The organism is Bradyrhizobium cenepequi, assembly GCF_020329485.1.
In the GTDB taxonomy this organism is placed as follows: domain Bacteria; phylum Pseudomonadota; class Alphaproteobacteria; order Rhizobiales; family Xanthobacteraceae; genus Bradyrhizobium; species Bradyrhizobium cenepequi.
Genome location: NZ_JAGKJI010000004.1, coordinates 234488 through 255930 on the forward strand (window position 1 = coordinate 234488; position 21443 = coordinate 255930).

Genomic DNA, 21443 nt, shown 5'->3' on the forward strand with positions numbered 1-21443 from the left:
GGTTTTTGCCTGATATTCCGGGATGCGACGCCTCAATCGAGGTCGTTAACGACCTGAACGCCGGCCGCCGCCATTCCCTCGCGCGCCGCCGCGAGCGAGCCTGCAAGATCGATCGCCCGGCAGCCGGATTCCACGACCACGGTCTCGAAGCCGAGGCGGCGCGCATCCAGCGCGGAATAGTGCACGCAGTAATCCGTGGCGAGCCCGGCCATGAAAATCCGTCCCAGTCCTCGCTCGTGCAGGTAACCGGCAAGGCCGGTCGGCGTGGTGCGGTCGTTCTCGTAGAATGCGGAATAGGAATCGATGGCGGGGCGAAAGCCTTTTCGGATCACGAGCTCGGCCTTCTCGGTCGAAAGCTTGGAATGGAATGCTGCGCCTTCTGTGCCTTGCACGCAGTGGTCCGGCCACAGCGTCTGCGGACCATAGGACATGGCGAGGGTTTCGAATGGCGCCGAGCCAGGATGTGAAGTGGCAAAGGAACTGTGGCCGGGCGGATGCCAGTCCTGGGTCAGCACCACGTGATCGAACCGTGCAGAGAGCCGATTGATCACCGGCACGACCGCGTCGCCGTCGGCAACCGCCAGCGCGCCGCCGGGGCAGAAGTCGTTCTGCACGTCGACAATGAGAAGCACGTCGTCGGGATGAATCTGCATGGGCAACTCGGCTGTGGCTGGCCGAGGACCTTAGCTGAAAACTTGCAGTCTCGCAGCAAACAACCTCACGTCCCGATGCGCAGGGAGGCGCGCTGCTTGCGAAGGCAGGCGATCACGGACAGCGCCGTGATGCGGCCGGTGCGCGGGTTTTCCGACGGGATGTTCTCGATCGTCATCGATAACCGCGCCGAATCGGCGTCCACCTCGATGCGGTGGGTGTTGCGCGTCACCGTCGGGTCGGCCCAGATTTCCACCCGGGTGCGGTCGGGGCCGATGCCGGCGAGCGAGAGCGCAACGGCGACGTTCAAATTGGCGGGAAAGCCCTTTGCCGCCTCGCGCGCGGTTCCCTCGAAGATCCGCAGCGGCTCGGAGAGCCCTTCGATGCTGACGTCGTTCTCGATGAGATAAGGCGCGCCGGCGAGCCCCAGCGGCGGCTTTCGCGTCACCAGTCGGACCGAATGGATGGTGCCCTCGGCCGCCGCGGTGACGGCGTCGAGCCCGATCAGCGCGCCGGTCGGCACCACGATCTGGCCACTATTCTTCCTCGCAAGCGCGATCAGGTCCTCGTTCTGGAGCAACGCGCCGACGCTGAGCACGATCGCGGTCTTGCCGCGCTCGACCACCGGCGCCACGATCGAACGCACCAGCTTGCTCGGCGCGCATTCGACCACGATGTCGGCGGCATCGGCCAGCTCCTCGATTGGCAGGATCTTTGGCGGGGTCTTCAGCTCATGGAGCCAGGCCTGGTGCTTGGCGACATTCTGCGCCGAGACCGCGCTCAGCGCCAATCCCTCGATGCCGCGATCCAGTTCCTTCACCACGCTCGCGCCGATGGCACCGAGGCCTGCAACGGCCACGCGTGCGCCGGATCGGCTGCTGCTCGAATCCACCATCCAACTGCTCCCAGGAAAGATGACCGTCCTCTCCCCTAGACACAGTCCGATGTCAATCGTCTCGCGAACGGATCGCCGGCCGTCGTCAAGCGAGCTTCGGATAGGTCGCCTTGTCAAAGAAGCTCGCCCCCGCGATATATTTGCGGCCCGCCGACATGTCCGGCTTCTCCTCGCCTTCGCCGGCGCATTCGAAGGTCCGTTTCGAGTTGCACGCCGCTTGGGTCATAGACGAACAATTGCCAGAGCGTCGGACCCGGCACGATGAATTCGCGCCAGTCGAGTCCTGCCGCCTTGAAGCGCGCGACGAAGGAGCGATAGTCGGAGCAATGCCGGGATCGAGCGATTGGAGGACGTGCACCTCGTGCAGGCCTGGAAAACACGGGACAAAACTATCTGCGGTCCAACAACGCGTGGCATGTCAAAAGCCGGCAAGCGCAAAGGCGGCCAGAACTGCATGTAAATGCAGCCAATCCCTGCCCATTCTTCTCCGCGTGCATAAACATTGGGCGGCGCCGATGGTGAGCACGGCGCCCACGCATGCTCTGCGTCATTGCGAGCATACGCGAAGCAATCCATCTCTCCGCTCGTGGAAGCATGGATTGCTTCGCTGCGCTCGCAATGACGGCGGATCTCACGTCCCACCGGCGAACCTCTTCACGAGACGATAGAGATATTCCTCACCTTCGTAGAATGACTTCACCATGATCCGCTCATCCTTGCCGTGGGCGCGGATGTCGGTGATTTCGGCTGCAAGGCCGGAATGGCCGTAGGTCGGGATTCCCGCGCTGCGCAGACGCTGAGGTTTTGCAAGATGGCGAGACGTGGTGGCGGCAACGCCACTGTCAAGTATTCCTCCGCTCCTTCGCTACAAATTGAAGAAGTGGCTCGAAGCGACAGCAACTCTTGCCATGTCGCGTGACGGACTTGCAAATCATTCGTGCAAAGCGCGCTCTTAGAGCGATTCAATTCCGGCGTTGTTCTTTCCATTTGCGGCGGCTGCTAAAGGCACCGCGCCAATCTCGTCCCGAAAGTGAATCGAAGTGAAGGTCAGTGCTGTTCGCCGTCTCGTGGGAGACCATCGCAATCGAGGCGGCGGCAGCCGCACTCAAGTTTTCATCGGCACCATGGCCTTGCTGGCGGGTTGCTCCTCTTCGATCACGATCGCGCGGGCACAGTCGAGCGTCACCTTGCCAGCGGTGACGGTGGAATCGCCGGCACAGAACCGCAAGCCGGCGCGCGCTGCGGGGCCTTCCGTGCGGCGCACTCGCGCAGCGGCGACGGCGCCGCAACGAAATCGAAATGTTACGCCGGCGGAGCCTACGCCGTCGGAACGCGCTGCCGCGGCAGCGGCCAAGCTGTACGAAGCCAGGCTCGGCTATCGCGCAATGCCCAGTTCGACCACGCTGCGCACCGGCGCTTCGCCGCTCGACACCTCGCAAGTCGTCAACGTCGTGCCCGAGCAGGTGCTGAAGGATCAATTGCCGCGCAATCTCGATGACGCGCTCGTCAATATCAGCGGCGTCACCCAGACCAATACGCTCGCCGGCACCCAGGATGCCGTCATCCGGCGTGGATTCGGCGATAACCGCGATGGCTCAATCATGCGCAACGGCATGCCGCTGGTTCAGGGCCGCAGCCTCAACCCCGCCGTCGAAAGCGTCGAGGTGCTGAAGGGACCTGCGTCGCTGCTATACGGCATCATGGATCCCGGCGGCATCGTCAACACGATCAGCAAGCGCCCGGAACTCTATCAGCACGGATCGATCACCGTGCTCGGCTCAACTTACGCCAACAACAAGAACGGCGCGGATGCGACCTTCGAAGTCACCGGGCCGATCGGCAAGGACGGTCTCGCCTATCGCTTCATCGCCTATGGCGTCAACGAGGATTACTGGCGCAATTTCGGGCGTCACCGCGAAACGCTGATTGCGCCGTCGCTAGCCTGGTATGGCGACACGACCACGGTGCAGCTCAACTACGAGCATCGCGACTTCATCTACCCGTTCGACCGCGGCACGGCATTCGATCCGACCACCAAAGCGCCGCTGCCTATTCCGGCGACGCGCCGGCTCGATGAGCCCTTCAACAATATGTGGGGAACATCCGACCTGGTGCAGGGCTCTGTCGAGCAGCAACTCAACGAGGATTGGAGGCTCTACGCCGGTTACAGCTACAACACCGAGACGTTCAGCGCCAACCAGCTCCGCGTCACCGGGGTCAATGCCGCCACGGGCATCGAGACGCGCAGCAACGACGGCACGCAGGGTTCGCTCAGCAATGTGAGCTACGGGACGTCCTACCTGCAGGGCGGGTTCTGGATTGGCGGAATGCGCAACGATGTGCTGTTTGGCGGCGACGGCCAGTATCGCACGATCTATCGCAAGAACCTGATCCGGCAGCCGACGCCGTCGTTCAATTTCTATAATCCGGTCTATGGACTGATCCAGCCAGGCACCACGGTCTCCGCCAGCGACAGCGACCAGACCGACAAGCTTGGTCAATACTCCATATTCTTTCAAGACACGCTGCATGTGACCGATCGGGTCGCGGTGGTCGCCGGCGTGCGCTACATGGATTTCGACCAGTTGGCCGGGCGCGGACGCCCGTTCAAGGCCAACACCGATCTATCCGGAGACAAGGTGCTCCCGCTCGGAGGCGCCATCCTTAAGCTTACCGACGAGCTTTCCCTCTACGCAAGCTATACGCAGTCGCTGAAGCCGACCTCGACCATTGCGCCGCTCACCGGCGGCGTGGTGATTGGTTCCAATATCGCACCCGAAGAGGGCGTGTCGTGGGAGACCGGCGCCAAATTCGATATCAACAAGCGACTTTCGGGCACGGTGGCATTCTACGACATCGACAAGAAGAACGTGCTGGTGTCGCAGCTCAACAACGTCACGGGAATCGTGGAATTTCGGACCGCCGGCAAGGTCCGCTCTCGCGGCATCGAGATCGACGTCACCGGGAGGCTGTCCAACAACTGGAGCATGATCGGCAGCTATGGCTATACCGACGCGCGAGTGATCGAAGATCCGACGCTCGCCGGCATGGCGCTGCAGAACGTCGCCCTGAACACGGCTTCGCTCTACCTGGTTTACGACTTCGGCACCGCGTTGCCGGGCCGGCTGCGGCTCGGCGCCGGCGCGCATTATGTCGGTGACCGGCCCGGCGACGCCGCGAACACTTTCGTCCTGCCGTCCTATGTCGTCGCCGACGTTTTCGCGAGCTACGAGACCAAATACGACAACCTGCCGGTCATTTATCAACTCAACGTCAAGAACCTGTTCGACACCGTCTACTATCCCTCCGCTGTGAGCAATCTGAACGTCGCGCTCGGCGACGCACGCCGCGTCTCGCTCTCGGCGACGGTGAAATTCTGAGACGGATTTCTCGCGGAGGCATCGCGGCAAGGTGAAAACAAAATTGCAATGTACTCCGCGAAGATGACATTATTCTTCGCGACAGACGGCGGCACGCAACATAGAACTATTACAAACTGTGTAAACGCGGCTTGAGTGGCCTCACAGACATCTTTCCGGTATCGTTCAGATAACGCTGTTGAGTGGGCGGTGATCACAGGCCTCGCCGATTTCGACGCTGATCACGCGACCTGTTCCTTTCAATTCATGACCAAGCACGCGATCAAGACCGCCCTGTTGCAGGTCCATTCCGTCATTGGCCTTGCGCTTTCGCTGGTGCTGGCTCTCGTCGGGATCACCGGCGCGACGATGAGCTTCGAGGATGAAATCCAGGCCAGCCTGAACGTCGGGATCATGCGGGTCGAAGCTCGCTCGACCCCGATGCTGACGCCGGACCAATTGATCGCGCGACTGCAGACGAATCCCGATTTCGGCAAGGTTTCGGCCGTGACGATGGCCAGTGACCCGTCCGCGGCGGTGCGGATCCGGTTTGCCCGCAACGAGGGCGGCGCCCGGCCTTCCTCGATCTATGTCGATCCCTATGATGCGCGTGTGCTCGGCGCGCCACGGGGCGAGCAATTTTTCATCACTGTCCGCAAACTGCATCGCTGGCTGTTGTTGCCCGGCGATGCCAAGGGCTATGGCCGGCAAATCACCGGCCTGTCCGCGATCTGCCTGATCGCAATGCTGATCTCCGGGATCGTGCTGCGATGGCCGCATCGCGCCCGCAGCGTGAAAATGTGGCTAAAGCCGAATTTGGCGTTGCGCGGTCGCGGCCTGCACAGGTCGCTGCATGCCGTCGCTGGAACCTGGGTGCTGCCGATCTACCTGGTGATGGTGCTCACCGGCCTGTGGTATTCGTTCGACTGGTACAAGAACGGCGCCACCTGGCTGCTGTCACGTCCTTCGAACGCTGCCGCACCGATGAAGCCCAAGCCGGCGCGAGACGTCGGCGCAGCCGATGCCAAGCCGCTTGCGCTCGATCGGGTATGGGCGACATTCCTGCACGAACAGGGGAGCCGTTTCGCGACGGCCCAACTGACGCTGCCGCCTGGTGCTGATACCGTCGTGCGGATCCGGTCCTGGGCGCGCGATGCCTCGCATCCAGGCGCGCGCGACGAATTCCGCATCGATGCCGTCACCGGCCGGCTGGCGTCGTCGGATATTTACGCGGACAAGACCATCGGCGAGCGGACGCTTTCGAGCGTACTCGATATTCACCGCGGCAGCATATTTGGTTGGCTGGGCAAGCTGCTGTTCATGGTCGCCGCGGCGCTGATGCCGCTGCTCGTGGTCACCGGCCTTCTGCTGTATCTTTCGCGCCGAAGGCATCGGCGTCTCTCGCGGCCGACACTTGAGAACCTGGTTCCAGACGAGCGCATCGCTCGGCCGTGAACCTATTTCGCGTCCTTCGCCGCGACCACCTCGATCTCGACAAGGAAGCCGGGATTGGCGAGCGAGGCAACGCCGACCACCGAGCGTGCCGGCAGGTTCGGCTGGCTGCCACCGAAGAACTGGGTGTAGCCTTCCATGAAAGCCTTGAAGTCCATCGGCGCATTCGGGCTGTGCACCAGGAACACCTGCATCTTGATGACGTCGCCCATGCCAAGGCCGAGCCCCTCAAGGATGCCCTTGATCCGGTTCAGCACGCCGACGGTCTGGGCCTTGGTGTCGCCATAGGCCTCCCGGCTCGAAGCATCGGCGTCCTTGTTGATCACCGGCGGCACCTGGCCACTGACATAATAGATCGTGGCGTTGCCGCTGACCTGCACCGATTGCGCGATCGGGAATGTCGAATTGGGAATTGGATGCCTGACGATCTCAGCTCGCGCGGGCGCGGAAGCCGCGGCCGAGAGCGAAGCGACCAGCAGCATTGCACGAAATTTCATCTGTTTCCCCCAATTTGACTCAGCGGCGCGCTCCCCTGACTTCCGTGGCCGTCACCACGTCGGTGTAGCTGTTGTCGAAATGCGTCCTGAGATAATTCACAACCGCGGCAACTTGGCCATCGGTCATCATGTCGCCGAAGGCCGGCATGCCGCGCCGACCGTTGACGACGAGATGGACGGCATAGCTGCTGGTGGCAAGATTTCGGTTGGCAATCAGCGAGGGATAGGCGCCCGCGCCGACGGCGCCCGAGGCATCAGGCATGTGGCAGCCCTGGCAGACATTGGCGAACAGTTCCTCGCCGGTCATTTCGACGAAGCGATAGTCCGAGCTGAAGGTCGGGCGCATGGCGGCGCTGTCCTGCGCAAAGCCTGTGGCCGCAGGCAAGAACGCGAGCAGCGCGGCGCCTGCCCTTAGCACAATCAGATTGGCTTTCATCGGCCTCACGTTTTCACCACCCGCTCGTGCAATCGCGCGATGGCGTCGAGCGAGGACAGGATCGCCCCCTCCTGCCAGGCCGGCAGATCGGACGCGTGCTCGCCGGCCAGCACGATCCGCCCATCGATCTGGCATAGATTCCTGTAGTGCTTCGCCCTGCCCTCGTCGCTCCATTCGCCGCTGCAACCAAGGGTGAAGGGCACGCGATGCCAGGCGACCGCAACCCCGTTCTCGAACTCCTGCTTGTATTGCGGATGGATCAGGGAGCCGAACTCGACGGCGCTTGCGACCCGTTCCTTCGGCGTCATTGCGGTGAACTCGTAGGCATTCGCAGTCTCGAACAGATAGGCCCCTAACAGCACGCCGCGTCCGGCGCGATTGAAACCGTCATTGGGATAGGCGATCTGCCGGATTGGCAGGTCGGTATAGGTGATGCCGCCATAGATCGCCTCGTCCTCCTCCCAGAAGCGACGCTTGAACTGCAGTCCGATCTTGACCGAGCCGGCATAGGACACGGCGTCGATCGCGGCCTGCATGCGGCTGCCGACGTCGATCGAGATCTGACTCAGGATCGACAGCGGGATCGTGCAGATGCACCAATCGGCTGTCGCGTGCAGCACCGTCGCGGGACTTGTGGTGTCGACATAGCTCACCGTGACGCCCCGGTCGTTCTGCCGGATCTGCGTCACCTTGGCGTTGTAGCGGATGAGGTCGGTGACCTCCCTTGCAAAGGCCTTGCCGATCATGTCCATGCCGCCGACCGGCTGGAACATCGTGGTCTGGAAGCTATAGCGCGCGAAATTCTGCAAGTAACGCCAGACCCGCGACCGCAACAGGTCCGACAAGGTGACGGGATCGCTCGGCAACGGCTCCGGACTTAAGCCCCCGCCTGGCTCGCGCGCATAGCCACGGAACTCGGCCGAGACGAGATTGGCATTATATCTGTAGTCGGAATCGAGCGCGCCCCAGGAGCGCAGCGCCTGCAGCAGGATCTCCTGATCTTCCTTGGACACAGTCTCGTCGAGCCCGCCCTGCTGGGTTGCTTTCGCAAGCAGTTCGGAAACCTGGCCTTGGAAATCCGCCTTGATGGCGCGGATCTTTTGCGGCTGACCGCCGAACGCACGCGAGGCGTGTAGATAGGCATTGTGATTCAACTGAATGAAGGGCTCGAGCGCGACCCCGAGCCGCTTGCAATAATCCAGCAGTGCACGATGGTGGTAGGGAATCCGCCACGGGCCTGGGTTGATGTAGAGCCCGCGGTCGAATTCGCAGGTCTGCTTATAGCCACCGAGTTCGGCAAACGTGTCGCCGCCGCGCAAGGTCCAGTTGCGGCCGCCTGCCCTGTTGTTGAATTCGAGGATCTGGACCTTGTAGCCCGCCTTGCGCAACTCCAGCGCCGCGGTCATGCCGGCAAGTCCCGCGCCGAGGATCAGGACGGATGCGCCGTTCGGGTCCCCTTCGAGCCTCACCGGCCCCTTGTAAGTCGACTCGGAGGCGAAGCCGAGGCTCATCATCGCGTGATACATCGCCGCGCTGCCGGCCATCGCGCCGATCAACGAGAAAAGATCACGCCGCCTGATGACTGCCGTTTCGCTTTGCATTGACGTCCCAGCCGGATCAGATCTCGAGCAGCCAAAGGAAACGGTTTGGCTCCTCGCCTGTCAAGGAAGCGGCTTACTTGGACGCGCGGCAACACGCGCTTTTGATGCGCGTTGGATGTGATGATGCAAGGTCGTGAGGCGAACCCCGCTGCACCTCGCCCCGCTTGCGGGGAGAGGTCGAAATTCAAGCGCAGCTTGAATTTCGGGTGAGGGGGAGTCTCCGCGAATACGTCTGTCACCGTTTATGCGGATAGGGCCCCTCACCCCAACCCTCTCCCCGTAAGAACGGGGAGAGGGAGTCTTCACGCCTGGATCACCTTTTCGATGTGGACGCAGCGGCAATCCATCTCGTAGTCGAGACCGACCACCGGCGGGCGGTTGAAATGCCAGGTCAGGCCGTTCCTGAACACACCGCGGCGGCCGAGTTCGCTTTCCAGGATCGAATAGACGTCCTGCACGGTATAAAGCTGCACGCCGGTCGTCTGTTTCCAGGTGCCGCCGAACGCGCTCATCCGGCGTTCCATCTCGTCCAGCACCCATTTGGCCTTGGCAAGCATGCCCGCCGGACTGACGTCGCCGGGGCTGATGATGTGATCGCGATAGTTCGCCTTGCCCTCGGCCGACTCGCCGCTGCCGGCGATCACGAAGGATGGCACAGCCTGCGGCGCAGGCACCACATAGGAGAAGGCGTGAAAGCAAGGCTCGGACGGCGGATCGATCTTCGGACAGACATTGCTGCGCGCCACCGGATTGACGCCGTCCTTCATCACGCCCCATTCGATCAGGGTCTTGATGTAGATGTCGTTGAAGGCGCGAAAGCCCTCCTCCGTGAACGGTGCGGGCGAGCGCAATTCACAGGCGCCGAACGCCGTCAGCGGACGGCCGGCGCTTTTGAGGATTTCGGCGATCCGCGCAAAGCCCGCCTTCAGCGGCACCGGATCGGCAAAACGCACGCGCTCGATGGTGAAGTCAGGAAGCGCGCCGATGCCGCAGGAATACTGGCTGACGCCGGGCATAAAGCGATAACCGCCGTCTTGAACCTCGATGGTCGTAATCATCACACCTCTTTGCAACGTAACGGGGTTAGGAAAGCTCGGGTTCGGTCATTCGTGGAGAACGCCGAGATAAGCGTCGCGCACGATCGGATCGGCGAGCAGCTCGGAGCCCGAGCCACTCCGCACGATGCGGCCCATGTCCATGACAAAGGCGCGGTGGCAGAGATCGAGTGCGATGGTGACGTCCTGCTCCACCAGCAGGATCGACGTTCCGTTGGCGTTGAGTTCTCGCAGCGCCACCACGAGCTGTTCGACCAGCAAGGGCGAAAGCCCAAGCGACAGCTCGTCGATCATCAACAGCAGCGGCGCGCTCATCAGGCCGCGGCCGATCGCGCACATCTGCTGCTCACCGCCGGACAAGGTCGCCGCCGCCTGCCGCCGCCGCTCGCGCAGCTTCGGGAACGTGGCATAGACCTGATCGAGGTCACGATTGATCTCGGCGCGGCTCGCATCGCGCAAATATGCGCCCATCAGGAGGTTCTCCTCGACGCTCATCGCGCCGAACAACCGCCGCCCTTCCGGCACGTGCACGATGCCGTGGGCCAGGATCTCGGCGGCGGTGTCGCCGGTGAGGTCGCGGCCTTCGGAGAAATAGTTGCCTGCGGTGGTCGGGATCAGGCCAGAGAGCGCCCGCATCAGCGTGGTCTTGCCGGCGCCGTTGGAGCCGATCAACGCGGTGATCTCGCCGTGGCGGACTTCGAGATCGATGCCCCACAGCACCTGGATCTCGCCATAGCCGGCGCACAGCCCTTTCAATTCGATGATCAGGGAGCTAGCCACGGGCGGCATTCCGTTTCGCATATTGTTGGCCGAGATAGGCCTCGACAACAGCGGGATTCTCGATCACCTCGCGCGGTGCGCCGTCGGCGATCAGCGCGCCATTGTGCAGCACCGCGATGCGGGTGCAGACGTTGAGCACGACCTTCATCAGATGCTCGATCATCACGATGGTGATGCCGCTGGCGGCGAGCTCATGGATCAGCTTCGTTGCGCGCTCGACCTCGGCGCTGTTGAGGCCGGCATTGACCTCGTCGAGGAACAACAGTTTTGGCTTCATCGCGAGCGCTTTCGCAAGCTCGAGCCGCTTGCGCATGGCGAGCGTCAGCGTCGCGGCAGGGTGATTGGCCTGCAGCTCGAGGCCGACATAGACCAGATGGGCCATTGCCTGCTCACGCGCCACCTTCAGGCTTTGGCCCGGCTGCGAGAACAGCGCGGCTGCCGCGACATTGTCGAGCGCGGTAAATTCGGCAAAGGGCTGCACGATCTGGAAAGTGCGCGACAGGCCGAGACGCGCCGCCTGATAGGTCTTGATCGGCGTGATGTCCTTGCCGTCGAAAATGATCTTGCCGGAATTGGCCGGCGTGACGCCGCAAATGGTGTTGACCAGCGTGGTCTTGCCGGCGCCATTTGGTCCTATAAGGCCGAGCACCTCGCCCTTGTTGACGGTGAGCGTGACGTCGCGCAGCGCCTGCAGGCCGCTGAAATGCCGGGATACGTTTTCCAGGCGAAGGATCTCAGACATGCTTGACCCGTCGCCAGAGGTTGGCCGGCCGCAACGAGATCAGGCCGTGCGGCAGGAACAGGAGCAAGAGGACGATGATCAGCCCGAGCACACCGGTGTGGATCTGGATGTAGTTGCGCCAGACCACCTCCTCGAGCGCGAGATAGAGGAATGCGCCGCAGGCAACCCCGAGCGGCGAGCCGAGCCCGCCCATCAGCGCCATCACAATCGGCTTCACGGAATAGAGGATGTCGAAGACGTCGGACGGGTCGATATAGTGCACCCAGGCGGCATAGATGCCGCCGGCCGCGCTGACGAAACAGGCCGACAGGCCGAAGGCGATGCTCTTGTAGAGCGTGGTATTGAGGCCGACCATGCTGGAGGCGGTCTCGTTCTGGCGGATGCAGGCGAGCCCGAAGCCGAGCTTGGAGCCCGCGACCGCCATCACCATCAATGCGGTGAGCAGCAGCAGGATCCACATCGCGTAGAAGAAGGACATCGCTTCCGCGAGCACGCCGGAGCCGGACACCAGGGGGATGTTGAGGCCCATGCCGCCACCGGTGAGATCGGTGGCATTGTTGACGAGTTCGCGCAGCACCTCGACCAGCGAGAGACTGGCGATTGCAAAGTAATGTCCGCGCAGACGGAGCAGCGCCGCGCCGAGTGCCGCCGTAATCAGCAAGGCAGCGACGGCCGAGATAACGACGCAAAGCCAAAGCGGCAAGCCCTTGTTGAGCAAGACGCCGGTGGTGTAGGCGCCGAAGCCGAAGAAGGCGGCGGTCGCAAACGAGGGGTAGCCGGCAAAGCCGCCGACCACGTTCCAGGACAGCGCCAGGATGGCATACATGCAGGCGATGGTGCCAAGCCGCAGCGTATAAGCGCCGCCGAACAGCGGCAGCGATGCGACGATCGCGAGCAGGACGAGCAGCGCAATGTTCGACTTCGTCATTCGAAGCCCTTCCGGCCAAGGAGCCCCTGAGGGCGCAGGATCAGGAAGATAATGAGCAGAATGAAGGACAGCGTGGTCGCATGAGCCGGGCCGAAGAAGGTCGAGCCGATCCCTTCGACCAGCGCCAGCAACAGCCCGCCCGCGAGCGCACCCGAGACGCTACCGAGGCCGCCGAGCACGCAGACCACGAAGGCCTTTCCGAGATAGCCCGACGAGGTCAATGGCGAGATCGGAAAGATCAGCGCCATCAGCACGCCGGCGCAGCCGGCAAGCGCAGCGCCAAGGCCGAACGCAATCGCGTAGATCGACTTGACGTTGACGCCCATCAGCACGGCCGCGTCGCGGTCGAGCCGCACCGCGACAATGGCGCGGCCGACGCGCGAGTGCCGCAGCAGGAGATAGAGCAGTCCGGTGAGTACCAGCGCGGAAACCGTCGCGATGAGACGGTCGACCGGCACCACCACGTCGAAGATCGAGACCGATCCGAGCGACGGCGTCAGCGTCAGCTTGCGGTAATCGGCCTTGAAGAAATAGATCATCGCGTTGTTCAGGATCAGGTCGAGCCCGAAGGTCAGCGTCAACGTCACCAGCGCGGGGGCCGTGATCACGCGGTTAATCAACAGCCGCTGCAGGAGGTAGCCGAGCAGGAAGAACAACGGCGCGGCGACCGCGACAGAATACCAGGGCGAGATGTGCAGCGAGTTATAGAGCCCGAAGGCGAGATAGGCACCGAGCACGATGAAGGAGCCATGGATCAGGTTGATGACGTTCAGCACGCCCCAGACCAGCGAAAAGCCGATCGCAATGCAGGCATAGAGGCAGCCAAGAACGACCGCGTTCACCAGGATCTGGGCTGCGTGCATGTGTGATGCCTAATCGCGCTTAATGCTATGCGTCATTGCGAGGGGCGAAGCGACGAAGCAATCCATTGCTTCTACTTGTGGAGACATGGATTGCGTCGCTCTGCTCGCAATGACGGTGGTCATCAATTGACGCCGACCTTGAGCTCGCCCTGCTTGATCGCATCCGGGAACAGTACCACCGGCTTGGCGCCCTGGATCTGGAAGACCGGCGGATCGAGCGAGTTGATCTGGCCATTCGGACCGAACCGAACCGGGCCGAAGAAGGTCACCACGTCGAGCTTGGCGAGCTCGTCGCGCACCTTGTCGCGATCGAGCGAGCCAGCCTTTTCGATCGCCATCTGGAACAGCGCCCCGCACAGGGCCGCCGAGGCCTGGCCGTAGTCCGGCTCGCTCTTGTATTTCGCCTTGAACAGCTTCACGAAGTTCTCGGTCGAGCCGAAGATGTCCTTGCCCTCGTACCGCGCGGCCGGATGCCACCAGGAAGCACTGGTGATGTTCTCGGCGGTCGGGCCGCCCGATTCGATGAATTCCTGATAGGCGGGACCGGCAATCATCGTGACGACCGGCGCTTTCATCTCCTGGTCGATCATCTGCTTGCGGACCAGCAGCAGGTCGTTGATGTAACCGGTGACGAAGATCCACTGCGGCGCCAGCGACTTGATCTGCGACAGCGCCGCCGAGTGATCGAGCGTGCCGATCGCATATTTCTCGAAATAGACGAGGTCAAAGCCGTTCGCCTTGGCCGACTTCTCCATTTCCTGCGCGATCGCGAGCGGGAACAGGTCGTTGCGCGCGAGGATGGCGACTTTCTTCACCTCGGGCACCTTGGCCTTGATGATCTGGGTCAGCGGCGTCGTCAGCGTGTCGTTCGGCGTGAAGGTGCCGAACAGATATTTGTAGCCCTGGTCATAGACCTGGACGGAGGACGCGGTCGCCGCCAGCGTCGGCACCTTGTACTTCTCGGATACCGTGCTGGCCGCCTTGGCCGCGCCGGAGCCGAAGGCACCGAACATGAAGTTGACATTGCCCTGGGTGATCATCTGTTCGGTCGCCTGCACCGCACGCGGCGTGTTCGACTGATAGTCGACGTAGACGATCTCGACCTTGTATTTCTTGCCGCCGACGGAAATGCCGCCCGACCTGTTCGCTTCCTCGGCCCAGAGGTCATAGCCCTGCTGCTGCTTGATCGCCTCGGGTGCGAGCGGGCCGGTGATCGGCAGCGGTGCGCCGAAACGGATGACGTCCTCGGCCGATGCGTGAGAGACGAGCCCGCCGCCGGCGACCACCGCCGCCCATAGCGGGACTGCAAGACGCACGTAACGAGCGACCCAAGACTTACTCATAGAATATTTCTCCATGGCCCCAGCGACTAAAACATAAAAATCATGGCAAATCCTGCATTCGAATAAAAGCATTGAAATTAGAGGTCTGAGATCGAATAATTCGAACGCTTGTCACCGCCTGCCGCCTGGTTGGGCAGGCCGACAGGAGGACGAAGCCGCATGATCGAGTCAGCCGCAATCCGATATTTCCGCGAGGTCACCGAATGCGGCTCGATCAAGCAGGCGGCGGCCTCGCTCCGGATCGCGCCGAGCGCGATCAGCCGGCAGATGCAGGCGATCGAGGAGGAACTTTCGGCAAAACTGTTCGAACGTGGCCCGCGCGGGATGCAGCTCACCGGCGCCGGCCACTTGCTCTACCGCTACGCGGTCGAGAACCGCGATCAGCTCGACGGCATCCGTGTCAAGGTGCAGGAATTCGACAGCTCACGCCGTGGGCAGGTCAGGATCGCCAGCGTCGAGGGCATGCTGATGAGCTTTCTGTCGAATTTCGCCGTCGACCTTGCCGGCGAATATCCGGGCATTTCGATCTCGATGACGATGGTGGGCTCGCGCGACGTGGCCGAGAAGGTCGGCCATAGCGATGTCGACCTCGGCTTCGTGTTCGGCCGCGCGCCGCGCCGCGACCTGATCGAGCTTGGGCGGATGCGGCAATCGCTGTGCCTGATCGTCTCGCCGCGCCATCCGCTGGCGAACAAGGCGAGTTGCACCGTGAAGGAGCTCGCGGGCCTGCGCGTCGTCGTCCCCGATCCGTCCTTCGGCATTCGTCAGGAAGTCGATCGCGCCTGCGCGCAGGCCAAGGTCAGGCTCGAGGTCTGCAACGAGACCAACTCGCTCGCCTTCGCACAGACACTCGCCGCCCGCACGGATCTTGCCACCTTCCTGCCACGCGTCGCGGCGGTGCCGGCACTCGAGGCCGGCCTGCTCGTCGCCGTGCCGCTACGTGACAAGCGGCTGGAGGCGACGCAGGTCACCATGGTTCGGCTCGCGAGCCGAAACCTGTCGCCCTCCTGCCGGCTGGTGGCCGACCTCCTGATCAGCCGGATGCGGGAAGAGCAGGACTGAAACTAGATCGATTGCATCGGCGATGGGCAGCGCATCCCTATTAGACCGCCACCCGCACGGTCTTTTCGCTGACCATCCGATCGATCGCGGCGTCATCATAGCCGAGCTCGCGCAGCACCTCGCGCGAATGCTCGCCGACACGGGGCGCCGGTCCGCCGATCGCGGCCTCGTTCACTTCGAAACGCGCCGCAGGCTTTGGCTGCCGCACACGTCCGACCTTGGGCTGTTCGAATTCGGTGATGATGTCGCGCGCCACCACCTGCTCATTGTGCATGATCTCGCCGCGGCGCAGGATCGGCGCGCAGGGAACATCGGCCGCATCGAGCCGCGCGAGCCATTCGGCGGTGGTGTGCTGCGCGATATATTCGGCCATCTTGTTGATCCGCGCCGTCGCGTTCACCGAGCGCGCGGAAGGCGTCGCAAAGCGCGGATCCTTGGCGAGCTCGGGATCACCGGTGGCACGACAAAAACCCTGCCATTCGGAATCCGAAATCGTGCCGGCGGTGATGTAGCCGTCGCTGGTCTTGAACACGAGATCGGGCCGGTCGTTCGGATCGCCGGCGGTCGCTTCAGTACCGACCACCGTGTATTGCATCATGCCTTCCGGCCAGAGATAGGAGATCATCGCATCCAGCATCGCGACGCGGATGTGATCGCCCTGCCCGGTCTTCTCCCGCGCATAGAGCGCCGCCGCCACCGCCTGCGCCGTCATCACCGCCGTGGTCTTGTCGCAGACGATGGTGCGGATCATCTGCGGGCGGTTGGTGACGGGCTGCGACTGGATGTCGGCGAAGCCCGATAATCCCTGGATGATCGGATCATACACCCGCTTCTTCACATAAGGTCCGGTTTCGCCGACGCCGCTGATCGAGACATAGATCAATCGCGGATGCCGCTGGCGCAGCTCATCCGCGCCAAGCCCGAGGCGCTCCATGGTGCCGGGCCGGAAATTCTGCACCAGCACGTCGGCCTGCGCGACGAGCTTGGCCAGCACCTCGCGGCCCGCCTCGCTCTTGACGTCGATCGAAAGCGAGCGCTTGCCGCGATTGGAGGAAATGAACAGCGCCGAGAATTCGCCAGCCTCGTCGATGGTGGCGCGGCTGCGGCGGGTGATGTCGCCGCCGATCGGCTCGATCTTGAGAACGTCGGCGCCCTGGTCGGCAAGGAACATGGTCGCGAACGGCCCCGACACCACGCCGGTCAGATCCAGCACGTGCACGCCATTGAGTGGGCCCGGCATTACGTTCTCCTGATTTATTCGGCGATCTCCGCCGCTGCTGTCCGGCGTTTATGCGTTCCTCGCCAACTGCCTTGTCTGCTCGACGATGGATTCCTCGACATCGCGAAGCTGATCCTTGCCGAAGAACATCTCCTTGCCAACGAAGAAGGTCGGCGAACCGAACGCGCCGCGGTTGACCGCATCTGCGGTCAAATCGATCAGCCGCTTCTTCACGTCGTCCTGCTGCGCCCGTGCGATCAGCCTGTCGGCGTCAAGGCCGGAGGACTTGAACGCGGCGCGGAACACTTCGACGTCGTCCATCTTCTTCGGCTCTTCCCACATGTGGTGGTAGGCGGCGCGGAAATACGGCTCGAACACGCCTTCGAACTGCGCGGCGACTGCGCCGCGCATCAGCATCAAGGTGTTGACCGGGAAGAACAGGTTCGGGCGATAGGTCGTGATGTTGTGGCGGCGGATGAAGCGCTCGGTTTCCAGCGCCATATATTCCGCCTTGTTCTTGATGCCACGCAGCGAATCGGCTGGCGACACGTTGCCCGTTGCCTTGAAAATCCCGCCGAGCAGGATCGGCACATAATCAAACTTCACGCCGGTGCGCTGTTCGATCGACGGAATGACAAGTTCCGCCAGATAGGCGTTCGGGCTGCCGAAATCGAACAGGAATTCAACCTTCAGGGGACTTCCCACCGGCCTCTCCTTGCGGGCATCCGTTGTTCTCCGCCTGCCACGCGCAAGCGGCCCGCAGCCATGCCCTGACTACAGTCCCCTCATACAGTTCCAAAAATGAACTGTCAAATCTTTGGGATGGCCTGCGGCTCTCGGATTGCCGGCGTTAAACCGCCACGTCTCCATGACGCGATGCGGCGCCGCGCTCACATCATTTCAACACGTCGCAAACCGTCCTGATGTTCGCTTGCCGCCAGCCTCGCATGCCGCGCCAAGACGTTGCTCCACCATGCGTCGAGCGCATCGCGGTCGCAGCGGAGGCGGACGCTCATGCCGTCAGCGAACTTGATCCAATGGGCGAAGCGGTGATTGGGCACGGCGATCACGACCGGGATGTCTGCGCCGAGCGCACGTTCGCGGCGGGATCGCAACCAGCTGCGATGCCGCGCGCAAACTTGCCGCCGCTTTACGCTTTGCGGCCGATATCGGTCTGCAATGCCGCCAGCTCCTTGCGCACCGCGCTCGCCGCATCGCGTTCGATCTTGCGGTAGCGGGCGACCAGCGAGAGGCCAAACGGCGTCAACACCGCGCCGCCGCCATTCTTGCCGCCGGTCTGCCGCTCGACCGCGGGATGCCGGCAGATACGGTTGATCTCGTCGACGAGGTCCCACGCCCGCTTGTAGGACATCTCCATGGCGCGGCCTGCGGCCGAGATCGACCCGCAATCGCGGATATGCTCGAGCAACTGGACCTTGCCGGGCCCGATCCTCTCGTCGCTATCGAGATCGATGCGAACGCTCAAATGTGGAAGCGATTTGGCGCCCGGTTTTGACATGCAGAATCCGTTGGTTGCGTCCGATCCTTAGAATGCCATTGAAGCTTTTCACGGACAAGATGAGCGCCAGCCGATAGCGCCGTTAGCAGGCGTCGGCCGGCGCAGTGGTCGCTGCTGCACCAGAGCAGGTAGCTCACGTGTTACTTTAACGGAACCGGCGTGATCGCGAATGGACCAGGATCCTTTCCCTTGTTGGGACCGATGAGGTAGGACAGCTTGCCCTCGGCGATCCATGCGACGTTGCCAACCTGGGTCACCGAAACCGGCTCGGCAAGACCGTCCTTGATCACGTCGACCTTGGCCTCATCGCCCGTCACCGTGACCTTGTCGAGCCGGCCGGCGCCTTCGATCAGCAGGAAGTCGCCGCCGATCGCACGCATGGCGTCCGCGTGATCCAGCGGACGGGATGGCTTCAGCTCGGTGATCGCGCCCGCCTTGCCATCCTTGATCGCGATCCTGAACAGTTTCGCGGGAATGAAAGTCGTAACGTAGAGCTGGCCGTCCGATCCGATCGCGATGCCGTCGAGCCCGACTCCGTCTTTCGCAGGCGCCAGCAGCGGATCGGTCGCCCACACCTCGAGCGCGGTGCCGCCCGGCTTCAGGCTGTAGACCGTCGGCGTGAAGGAGTCGGTGACGTAAGCGGTTCCGTCACCGCCGATCGCGATGTCATTGCAGAATGATTTGGCATCCTTCAATTGAAAGCTCCCCTTCGGGGCGCCGGTGGCAAGATCGAAGGTTTTCAGCCATGCCCCCTTGGTCTCGCTCGGACCCGGCACGCCCCTGCCGCTCAGGTCGTTGGAGCAGACATACAAGGTACGGCTCTTCTCATCGGCGAGCACACCGAGCACGGAGCGGCTGCCGTTGGCGCCCGGCTTGATGAACGGCTCGGCCTTCCCGCCAAGTGCGGCCTTCATGACGCCGCCCTGATTGAAGCTTCCGAAATAGAGCGTGCCGTCGCTGCTGGCCGTGACGCTCTCCGGATGACTCTTTTCGGGAACGCTGATCGGTGTCTCGGCACGCGCCGTGCCAAGCATGAGCAAGATCAACCCGGCCGCGCCGAGCGCCCATGCATTGCGGTTCTTGAGCAAGTCTCCCTGTCGCAGCGAGCACAGGGCAACGCTGTCATTCTGTTTCATGTTATGGTTCCTGATGGACGTTGATGGGACGAGGCAATGCCCCTGAGGCGCCCTGCAGGACCGGAACTCCGTAGCTCTTCCGGCCCGGCTGTTCGCGCAGGATATATACAACAAGATACAACGAGACGAAAGCCGGCGGCTGCTGCGTATCGCTGGCAACCAGGCCCCACCGCGATTTAGCGCTCGGCTGTCACTTCAGCCTCGCAACTGCAGGGAAAGGAAGCGCTGCATGCGCACAACTCGATGGCTCTCGCCAGCTTACGCACTTTCGCCACATGCGACCGATGGCATCGTTTGTGCTAGTTTCGACGGCAGCAGGGAGCACCTGCTTCCTGCTTCATTCCGGACAGGAGGACGACATGCCTGAGAGCGTCTACAAGGTCATCGAACTGATCGGTACCAGCAACGAATCCTGGGAAAAGGCCGCGGCCAATGCGGTCGGGCAAGCCGCAAACTCTCTCCGAGATCTTCGCGTCGCAGAGGTCGTCCAACTCGATATGCAACTGGACGCCAAGGGACAAGTGGAGGCTTATCGCGCCAAGCTCAACGTATCCTTCAAGTTCGAAGGCTCCTGAGATCAAGCACCTCGCCCCGCGCGCGGGGCGAGGTTGGGTTTCATCGGAATCCGCTGCACTGATTGGATTCAACAGAAGCCGATAACCATTTGATTACCTTGCACGGCAAACGACTTGCGGTCCCACCATTTGGGTAACGATCGATGACGTATTAAGGGTCGATCCCATCTCGGCGCGGCCTCATGCTTCTCGACCAGTTCTCGATCCTCGTCGCAATCGGCTTCTCGGGCGCGTCCCTCGGACTCACGCTCTGCATGATGTGGGCCGTGGGAAAATCCGAGACGCACTTGCTAAGCTGGTCGATCGGCCTTGCCTTTATTGTCGCCGGCGTAGCGTTCTTTGGCAGCGTCGTTGAAAGGTACGACGCCAATTTGCTGCTCGTGTCCTTCGTGCTGCTTATGTCCGGCTTCGGATTGCTCTACGCAGGCTCAGCCAAATTCTGCTCAAGTCGGTTCAACTGGTTGACGGCGCTCACAGTTGCCGGCTTTGGCATTCTCTGCGCATCCGCCGCATTCGCGACCGGATACTCCGGCACCGGGACGATCTTCGCAAATACGGTGATCGGCATCCTGCTCCTTCTGACCGCTCTCCAATACTGGACAGCGCGCGCCGAATCCCCGCTTCTGATGGCCGCCAATGCGATGCTCTATCTGCTAGCTGCAGCATCATTCGTCGCGTGTAGCTACGCCCTTGCTGAACAAGGCCAATTCGTCCTGACGGCTCGTCCGTCCAATTGGGCTGAAGACATCAACTCCATCGTCGTGATCGCCGGATTGACCGGCATCGGCACATTGTCCCTCACCCTCAATCAGGCGCGCATCGCGAACCGGCATAAATCGGAAGCCATGACCGACGCCTTGACCGGACTCTTGAATCGTCGCGCGCTGTTTGACGGTCCGCCCGGCCACGTTCCGGTTGGCACAGCGGTCGTGGCGATGGATCTGGACCACTTCAAGACCATCAACGATCGGTTCGGACACGATTCCGGCGACCGGACGTTGAAGGCCTTTGCCGAGATCATCACCGCAAATATCCGTTCGAACGATCTGGCCGCGCGAATAGGCGGCGAAGAATTCTGCATCGTCTTGCCGAACTCGAGCCCAAGGGCGTCGGCCGCCGTTGCCGAACGCATAAGAGCGCAGATTGAAGCGATGTCCGTCCCCACTCCTCTAGGTCCCATCCGGACCACCGTGAGCGGTGGGATTGCCTACGCCGCCCGATCCGAAACGATCCAGTCGCTGCTGATCCGCGCCGATGAAGCCCTCTATGAAGCGAAGACCTCCGGTCGCAATCGCGTCAAGCTCTCGGACTTCGGATTGGCCGCCTAGGC

23 protein-coding genes are annotated in these 21443 nt (G+C 62.4%); 5 read left to right on the top strand and 18 right to left on the bottom strand.

Translation table 11 applies throughout. The annotated features are described in order from the left end of the window. Positions 1-32: 32 nt before the first annotated feature. The 3 genes from pncA to J6497_RS08070 all read right to left on the bottom strand — a co-directional run bounded on the left by pncA (position 33) and on the right by J6497_RS08070 (position 1772). On the bottom strand, positions 33-653 hold the full coding sequence (gene pncA / locus J6497_RS08060) for a bifunctional nicotinamidase/pyrazinamidase (protein ID WP_225703718.1): 621 nt from the start codon (positions 651-653) through the stop codon (positions 33-35). Positions 654-718: 65 nt separating this feature from the next. Then, entirely contained in the window at positions 719-1546 is an 828-nt protein-coding gene (locus J6497_RS08065) for an aspartate dehydrogenase (RefSeq protein WP_225703719.1), read from the bottom strand. 85 nt (positions 1547-1631) lie between these two features. Next, on the bottom strand, positions 1632-1772 hold the full coding sequence (locus J6497_RS08070; protein WP_225703720.1) for a hypothetical protein: 141 nt from the start codon (positions 1770-1772) through the stop codon (positions 1632-1634). An 898-nt stretch (positions 1773-2670) separates the two neighbouring features. On the opposite strand from J6497_RS08070, the gene J6497_RS08075 reads away from it, so the two are divergent. Next, on the top strand, positions 2671-4926 hold the full coding sequence (locus tag J6497_RS08075) for a TonB-dependent siderophore receptor (RefSeq protein WP_225703760.1): 2256 nt from the start codon (positions 2671-2673) through the stop codon (positions 4924-4926). 246 nt (positions 4927-5172) lie between these two features. Further along, positions 5173-6360 carry a PepSY-associated TM helix domain-containing protein gene (locus J6497_RS08080; protein WP_225703761.1) on the top strand — a complete coding sequence of 396 codons (1188 nt, stop codon included), beginning with the start codon at positions 5173-5175 and terminating at the stop codon, positions 6358-6360. A 2-nt stretch (positions 6361-6362) separates the two neighbouring features. Here J6497_RS08080 and J6497_RS08085 read toward each other — a convergent pair whose 3' ends face one another. From J6497_RS08085 to J6497_RS08125, 9 genes are all read right to left on the bottom strand, one after another. Beyond that, positions 6363-6854: a RidA family protein gene (locus tag J6497_RS08085; protein ID WP_225703721.1), complete on the bottom strand. Its 492-nt coding sequence runs from the start codon at positions 6852-6854 to the stop codon at positions 6363-6365. Between the two features lie 19 nt (positions 6855-6873). Further along, a complete protein-coding gene (locus J6497_RS08090) occupies positions 6874-7290 on the bottom strand; it encodes a c-type cytochrome (protein ID WP_225703722.1) in 417 nt (138 codons plus the stop codon). 5 nt (positions 7291-7295) lie between these two features. Continuing rightward, positions 7296-8891, bottom strand: a complete 1596-nt coding sequence (locus J6497_RS08095; protein WP_225703723.1) for a flavin monoamine oxidase family protein — start codon at positions 8889-8891, stop codon at positions 7296-7298. Between the two features lie 302 nt (positions 8892-9193). Then, entirely contained in the window at positions 9194-9949 is a 756-nt protein-coding gene (gene cnbZ, locus J6497_RS08100) for a 2-amino-5-chloromuconate deaminase CnbZ (RefSeq protein WP_225703724.1), read from the bottom strand. 45 nt (positions 9950-9994) lie between these two features. Beyond that, entirely contained in the window at positions 9995-10726 is a 732-nt protein-coding gene (locus J6497_RS08105; protein ID WP_376708175.1) for an ABC transporter ATP-binding protein, read from the bottom strand. Then, positions 10719-11468 carry an ABC transporter ATP-binding protein gene (locus J6497_RS08110; RefSeq protein ID WP_225703726.1) on the bottom strand — a complete coding sequence of 250 codons (750 nt, stop codon included), beginning with the start codon at positions 11466-11468 and terminating at the stop codon, positions 10719-10721. Before J6497_RS08110 ends, J6497_RS08105 begins: the two co-directional genes overlap by 8 nt. Next, a complete protein-coding gene (locus J6497_RS08115) occupies positions 11461-12396 on the bottom strand; it encodes a branched-chain amino acid ABC transporter permease (RefSeq protein ID WP_225703727.1) in 936 nt (311 codons plus the stop codon). Before J6497_RS08115 ends, J6497_RS08110 begins: the two co-directional genes overlap by 8 nt. Further along, on the bottom strand, positions 12393-13259 hold the full coding sequence (locus tag J6497_RS08120) for a branched-chain amino acid ABC transporter permease (RefSeq protein WP_225703728.1): 867 nt from the start codon (positions 13257-13259) through the stop codon (positions 12393-12395). The genes J6497_RS08115 and J6497_RS08120 overlap by 4 nt, the downstream gene beginning before the upstream one ends. A 122-nt stretch (positions 13260-13381) precedes the next feature. Then, complete coding sequence (locus tag J6497_RS08125; RefSeq protein WP_225703729.1) at positions 13382-14602, bottom strand: amino acid ABC transporter substrate-binding protein; 1221 nt, start codon at positions 14600-14602, stop codon at positions 13382-13384. Positions 14603-14761: 159 nt separating this feature from the next. Between J6497_RS08125 and J6497_RS08130 the strand changes: the two genes are divergently transcribed. Continuing rightward, the gene (locus tag J6497_RS08130) at positions 14762-15664 is read left to right on the top strand and encodes a LysR family transcriptional regulator (RefSeq protein WP_225703730.1); all 903 of its coding nucleotides are present in this window, start codon (positions 14762-14764) and stop codon (positions 15662-15664) included. A 40-nt stretch (positions 15665-15704) separates the two neighbouring features. Here the strand turns inward: J6497_RS08130 and J6497_RS08135 are convergent, their stop codons facing one another. From J6497_RS08135 to J6497_RS08155, 5 genes are all read right to left on the bottom strand, one after another. Continuing rightward, positions 15705-16904 carry a CaiB/BaiF CoA transferase family protein gene (locus tag J6497_RS08135; RefSeq protein WP_225703731.1) on the bottom strand — a complete coding sequence of 400 codons (1200 nt, stop codon included), beginning with the start codon at positions 16902-16904 and terminating at the stop codon, positions 15705-15707. Between the two features lie 48 nt (positions 16905-16952). After that, a complete protein-coding gene (locus J6497_RS08140) occupies positions 16953-17588 on the bottom strand; it encodes a 2-hydroxychromene-2-carboxylate isomerase (protein ID WP_225703732.1) in 636 nt (211 codons plus the stop codon). A gap of 185 nt (positions 17589-17773) precedes the next feature. Beyond that, entirely contained in the window at positions 17774-17953 is a 180-nt protein-coding gene (locus J6497_RS08145) for a DEAD/DEAH box helicase family protein (protein ID WP_376708176.1), read from the bottom strand. An 80-nt stretch (positions 17954-18033) separates the two neighbouring features. Continuing rightward, positions 18034-18402 (bottom strand): winged helix-turn-helix domain-containing protein, encoded by a 369-nt coding sequence (locus J6497_RS08150; protein WP_225703733.1) that lies wholly within the window; start codon positions 18400-18402, stop codon positions 18034-18036. Positions 18403-18542: 140 nt separating this feature from the next. Next, positions 18543-19538, bottom strand: coding sequence for an SMP-30/gluconolactonase/LRE family protein (locus tag J6497_RS08155; RefSeq protein ID WP_225703734.1), 996 nt, complete (start codon positions 19536-19538; stop codon positions 18543-18545). 359 nt (positions 19539-19897) lie between these two features. On the opposite strand from J6497_RS08155, the gene J6497_RS08160 reads away from it, so the two are divergent. Next, a complete protein-coding gene (locus J6497_RS08160) occupies positions 19898-20113 on the top strand; it encodes a dodecin family protein (protein WP_225703735.1) in 216 nt (71 codons plus the stop codon). A 418-nt stretch (positions 20114-20531) separates the two neighbouring features. Here J6497_RS08160 and J6497_RS08165 read toward each other — a convergent pair whose 3' ends face one another. Then, positions 20532-20681, bottom strand: coding sequence for a hypothetical protein (locus tag J6497_RS08165; RefSeq protein ID WP_225703736.1), 150 nt, complete (start codon positions 20679-20681; stop codon positions 20532-20534). Here J6497_RS08165 and J6497_RS41530 point away from each other — a divergent pair. Next, positions 20671-21441, top strand: coding sequence for a GGDEF domain-containing protein (locus J6497_RS41530; RefSeq protein WP_225703737.1), 771 nt, complete (start codon positions 20671-20673; stop codon positions 21439-21441). The genes J6497_RS08165 and J6497_RS41530 overlap by 11 nt on opposite strands. The last annotated feature ends 2 nt before the right edge of the window (positions 21442-21443 follow it).

Coding starts and splice junctions, on each gene's coding strand:
- pncA (WP_225703718.1), bottom strand. CDS start 653: ATGCAGATTCATCCCGACGACGTGCTTCTCATTGTCGACGTGCAGAAC.
- J6497_RS08065 (WP_225703719.1), bottom strand. CDS start 1,546: ATGGTGGATTCGAGCAGCAGCCGATCCGGCGCACGCGTGGCCGTTGCA.
- J6497_RS08070 (WP_225703720.1), bottom strand. CDS start 1,772: ATGACCCAAGCGGCGTGCAACTCGAAACGGACCTTCGAATGCGCCGGC.
- J6497_RS08075 (WP_225703760.1), top strand. CDS start 2,671: ATGGCCTTGCTGGCGGGTTGCTCCTCTTCGATCACGATCGCGCGGGCA.
- J6497_RS08080 (WP_225703761.1), top strand. CDS start 5,173: ATGACCAAGCACGCGATCAAGACCGCCCTGTTGCAGGTCCATTCCGTC.
- J6497_RS08085 (WP_225703721.1), bottom strand. CDS start 6,854: ATGAAATTTCGTGCAATGCTGCTGGTCGCTTCGCTCTCGGCCGCGGCT.
- J6497_RS08090 (WP_225703722.1), bottom strand. CDS start 7,290: ATGAAAGCCAATCTGATTGTGCTAAGGGCAGGCGCCGCGCTGCTCGCG.
- J6497_RS08095 (WP_225703723.1), bottom strand. CDS start 8,891: ATGCAAAGCGAAACGGCAGTCATCAGGCGGCGTGATCTTTTCTCGTTG.
- cnbZ (WP_225703724.1), bottom strand. CDS start 9,949: ATGATTACGACCATCGAGGTTCAAGACGGCGGTTATCGCTTTATGCCC.
- J6497_RS08110 (WP_225703726.1), bottom strand. CDS start 11,468: ATGTCTGAGATCCTTCGCCTGGAAAACGTATCCCGGCATTTCAGCGGC.
- J6497_RS08115 (WP_225703727.1), bottom strand. CDS start 12,396: ATGACGAAGTCGAACATTGCGCTGCTCGTCCTGCTCGCGATCGTCGCA.
- J6497_RS08120 (WP_225703728.1), bottom strand. CDS start 13,259: ATGCACGCAGCCCAGATCCTGGTGAACGCGGTCGTTCTTGGCTGCCTC.
- J6497_RS08125 (WP_225703729.1), bottom strand. CDS start 14,602: ATGAGTAAGTCTTGGGTCGCTCGTTACGTGCGTCTTGCAGTCCCGCTA.
- J6497_RS08130 (WP_225703730.1), top strand. CDS start 14,762: ATGATCGAGTCAGCCGCAATCCGATATTTCCGCGAGGTCACCGAATGC.
- J6497_RS08135 (WP_225703731.1), bottom strand. CDS start 16,904: ATGCCGGGCCCACTCAATGGCGTGCACGTGCTGGATCTGACCGGCGTG.
- J6497_RS08150 (WP_225703733.1), bottom strand. CDS start 18,402: ATGTCAAAACCGGGCGCCAAATCGCTTCCACATTTGAGCGTTCGCATC.
- J6497_RS08155 (WP_225703734.1), bottom strand. CDS start 19,538: ATGAAACAGAATGACAGCGTTGCCCTGTGCTCGCTGCGACAGGGAGAC.
- J6497_RS08160 (WP_225703735.1), top strand. CDS start 19,898: ATGCCTGAGAGCGTCTACAAGGTCATCGAACTGATCGGTACCAGCAAC.
- J6497_RS08165 (WP_225703736.1), bottom strand. CDS start 20,681: ATGCCGATCACCGTATTTGCGAAGATCGTCCCGGTGCCGGAGTATCCG.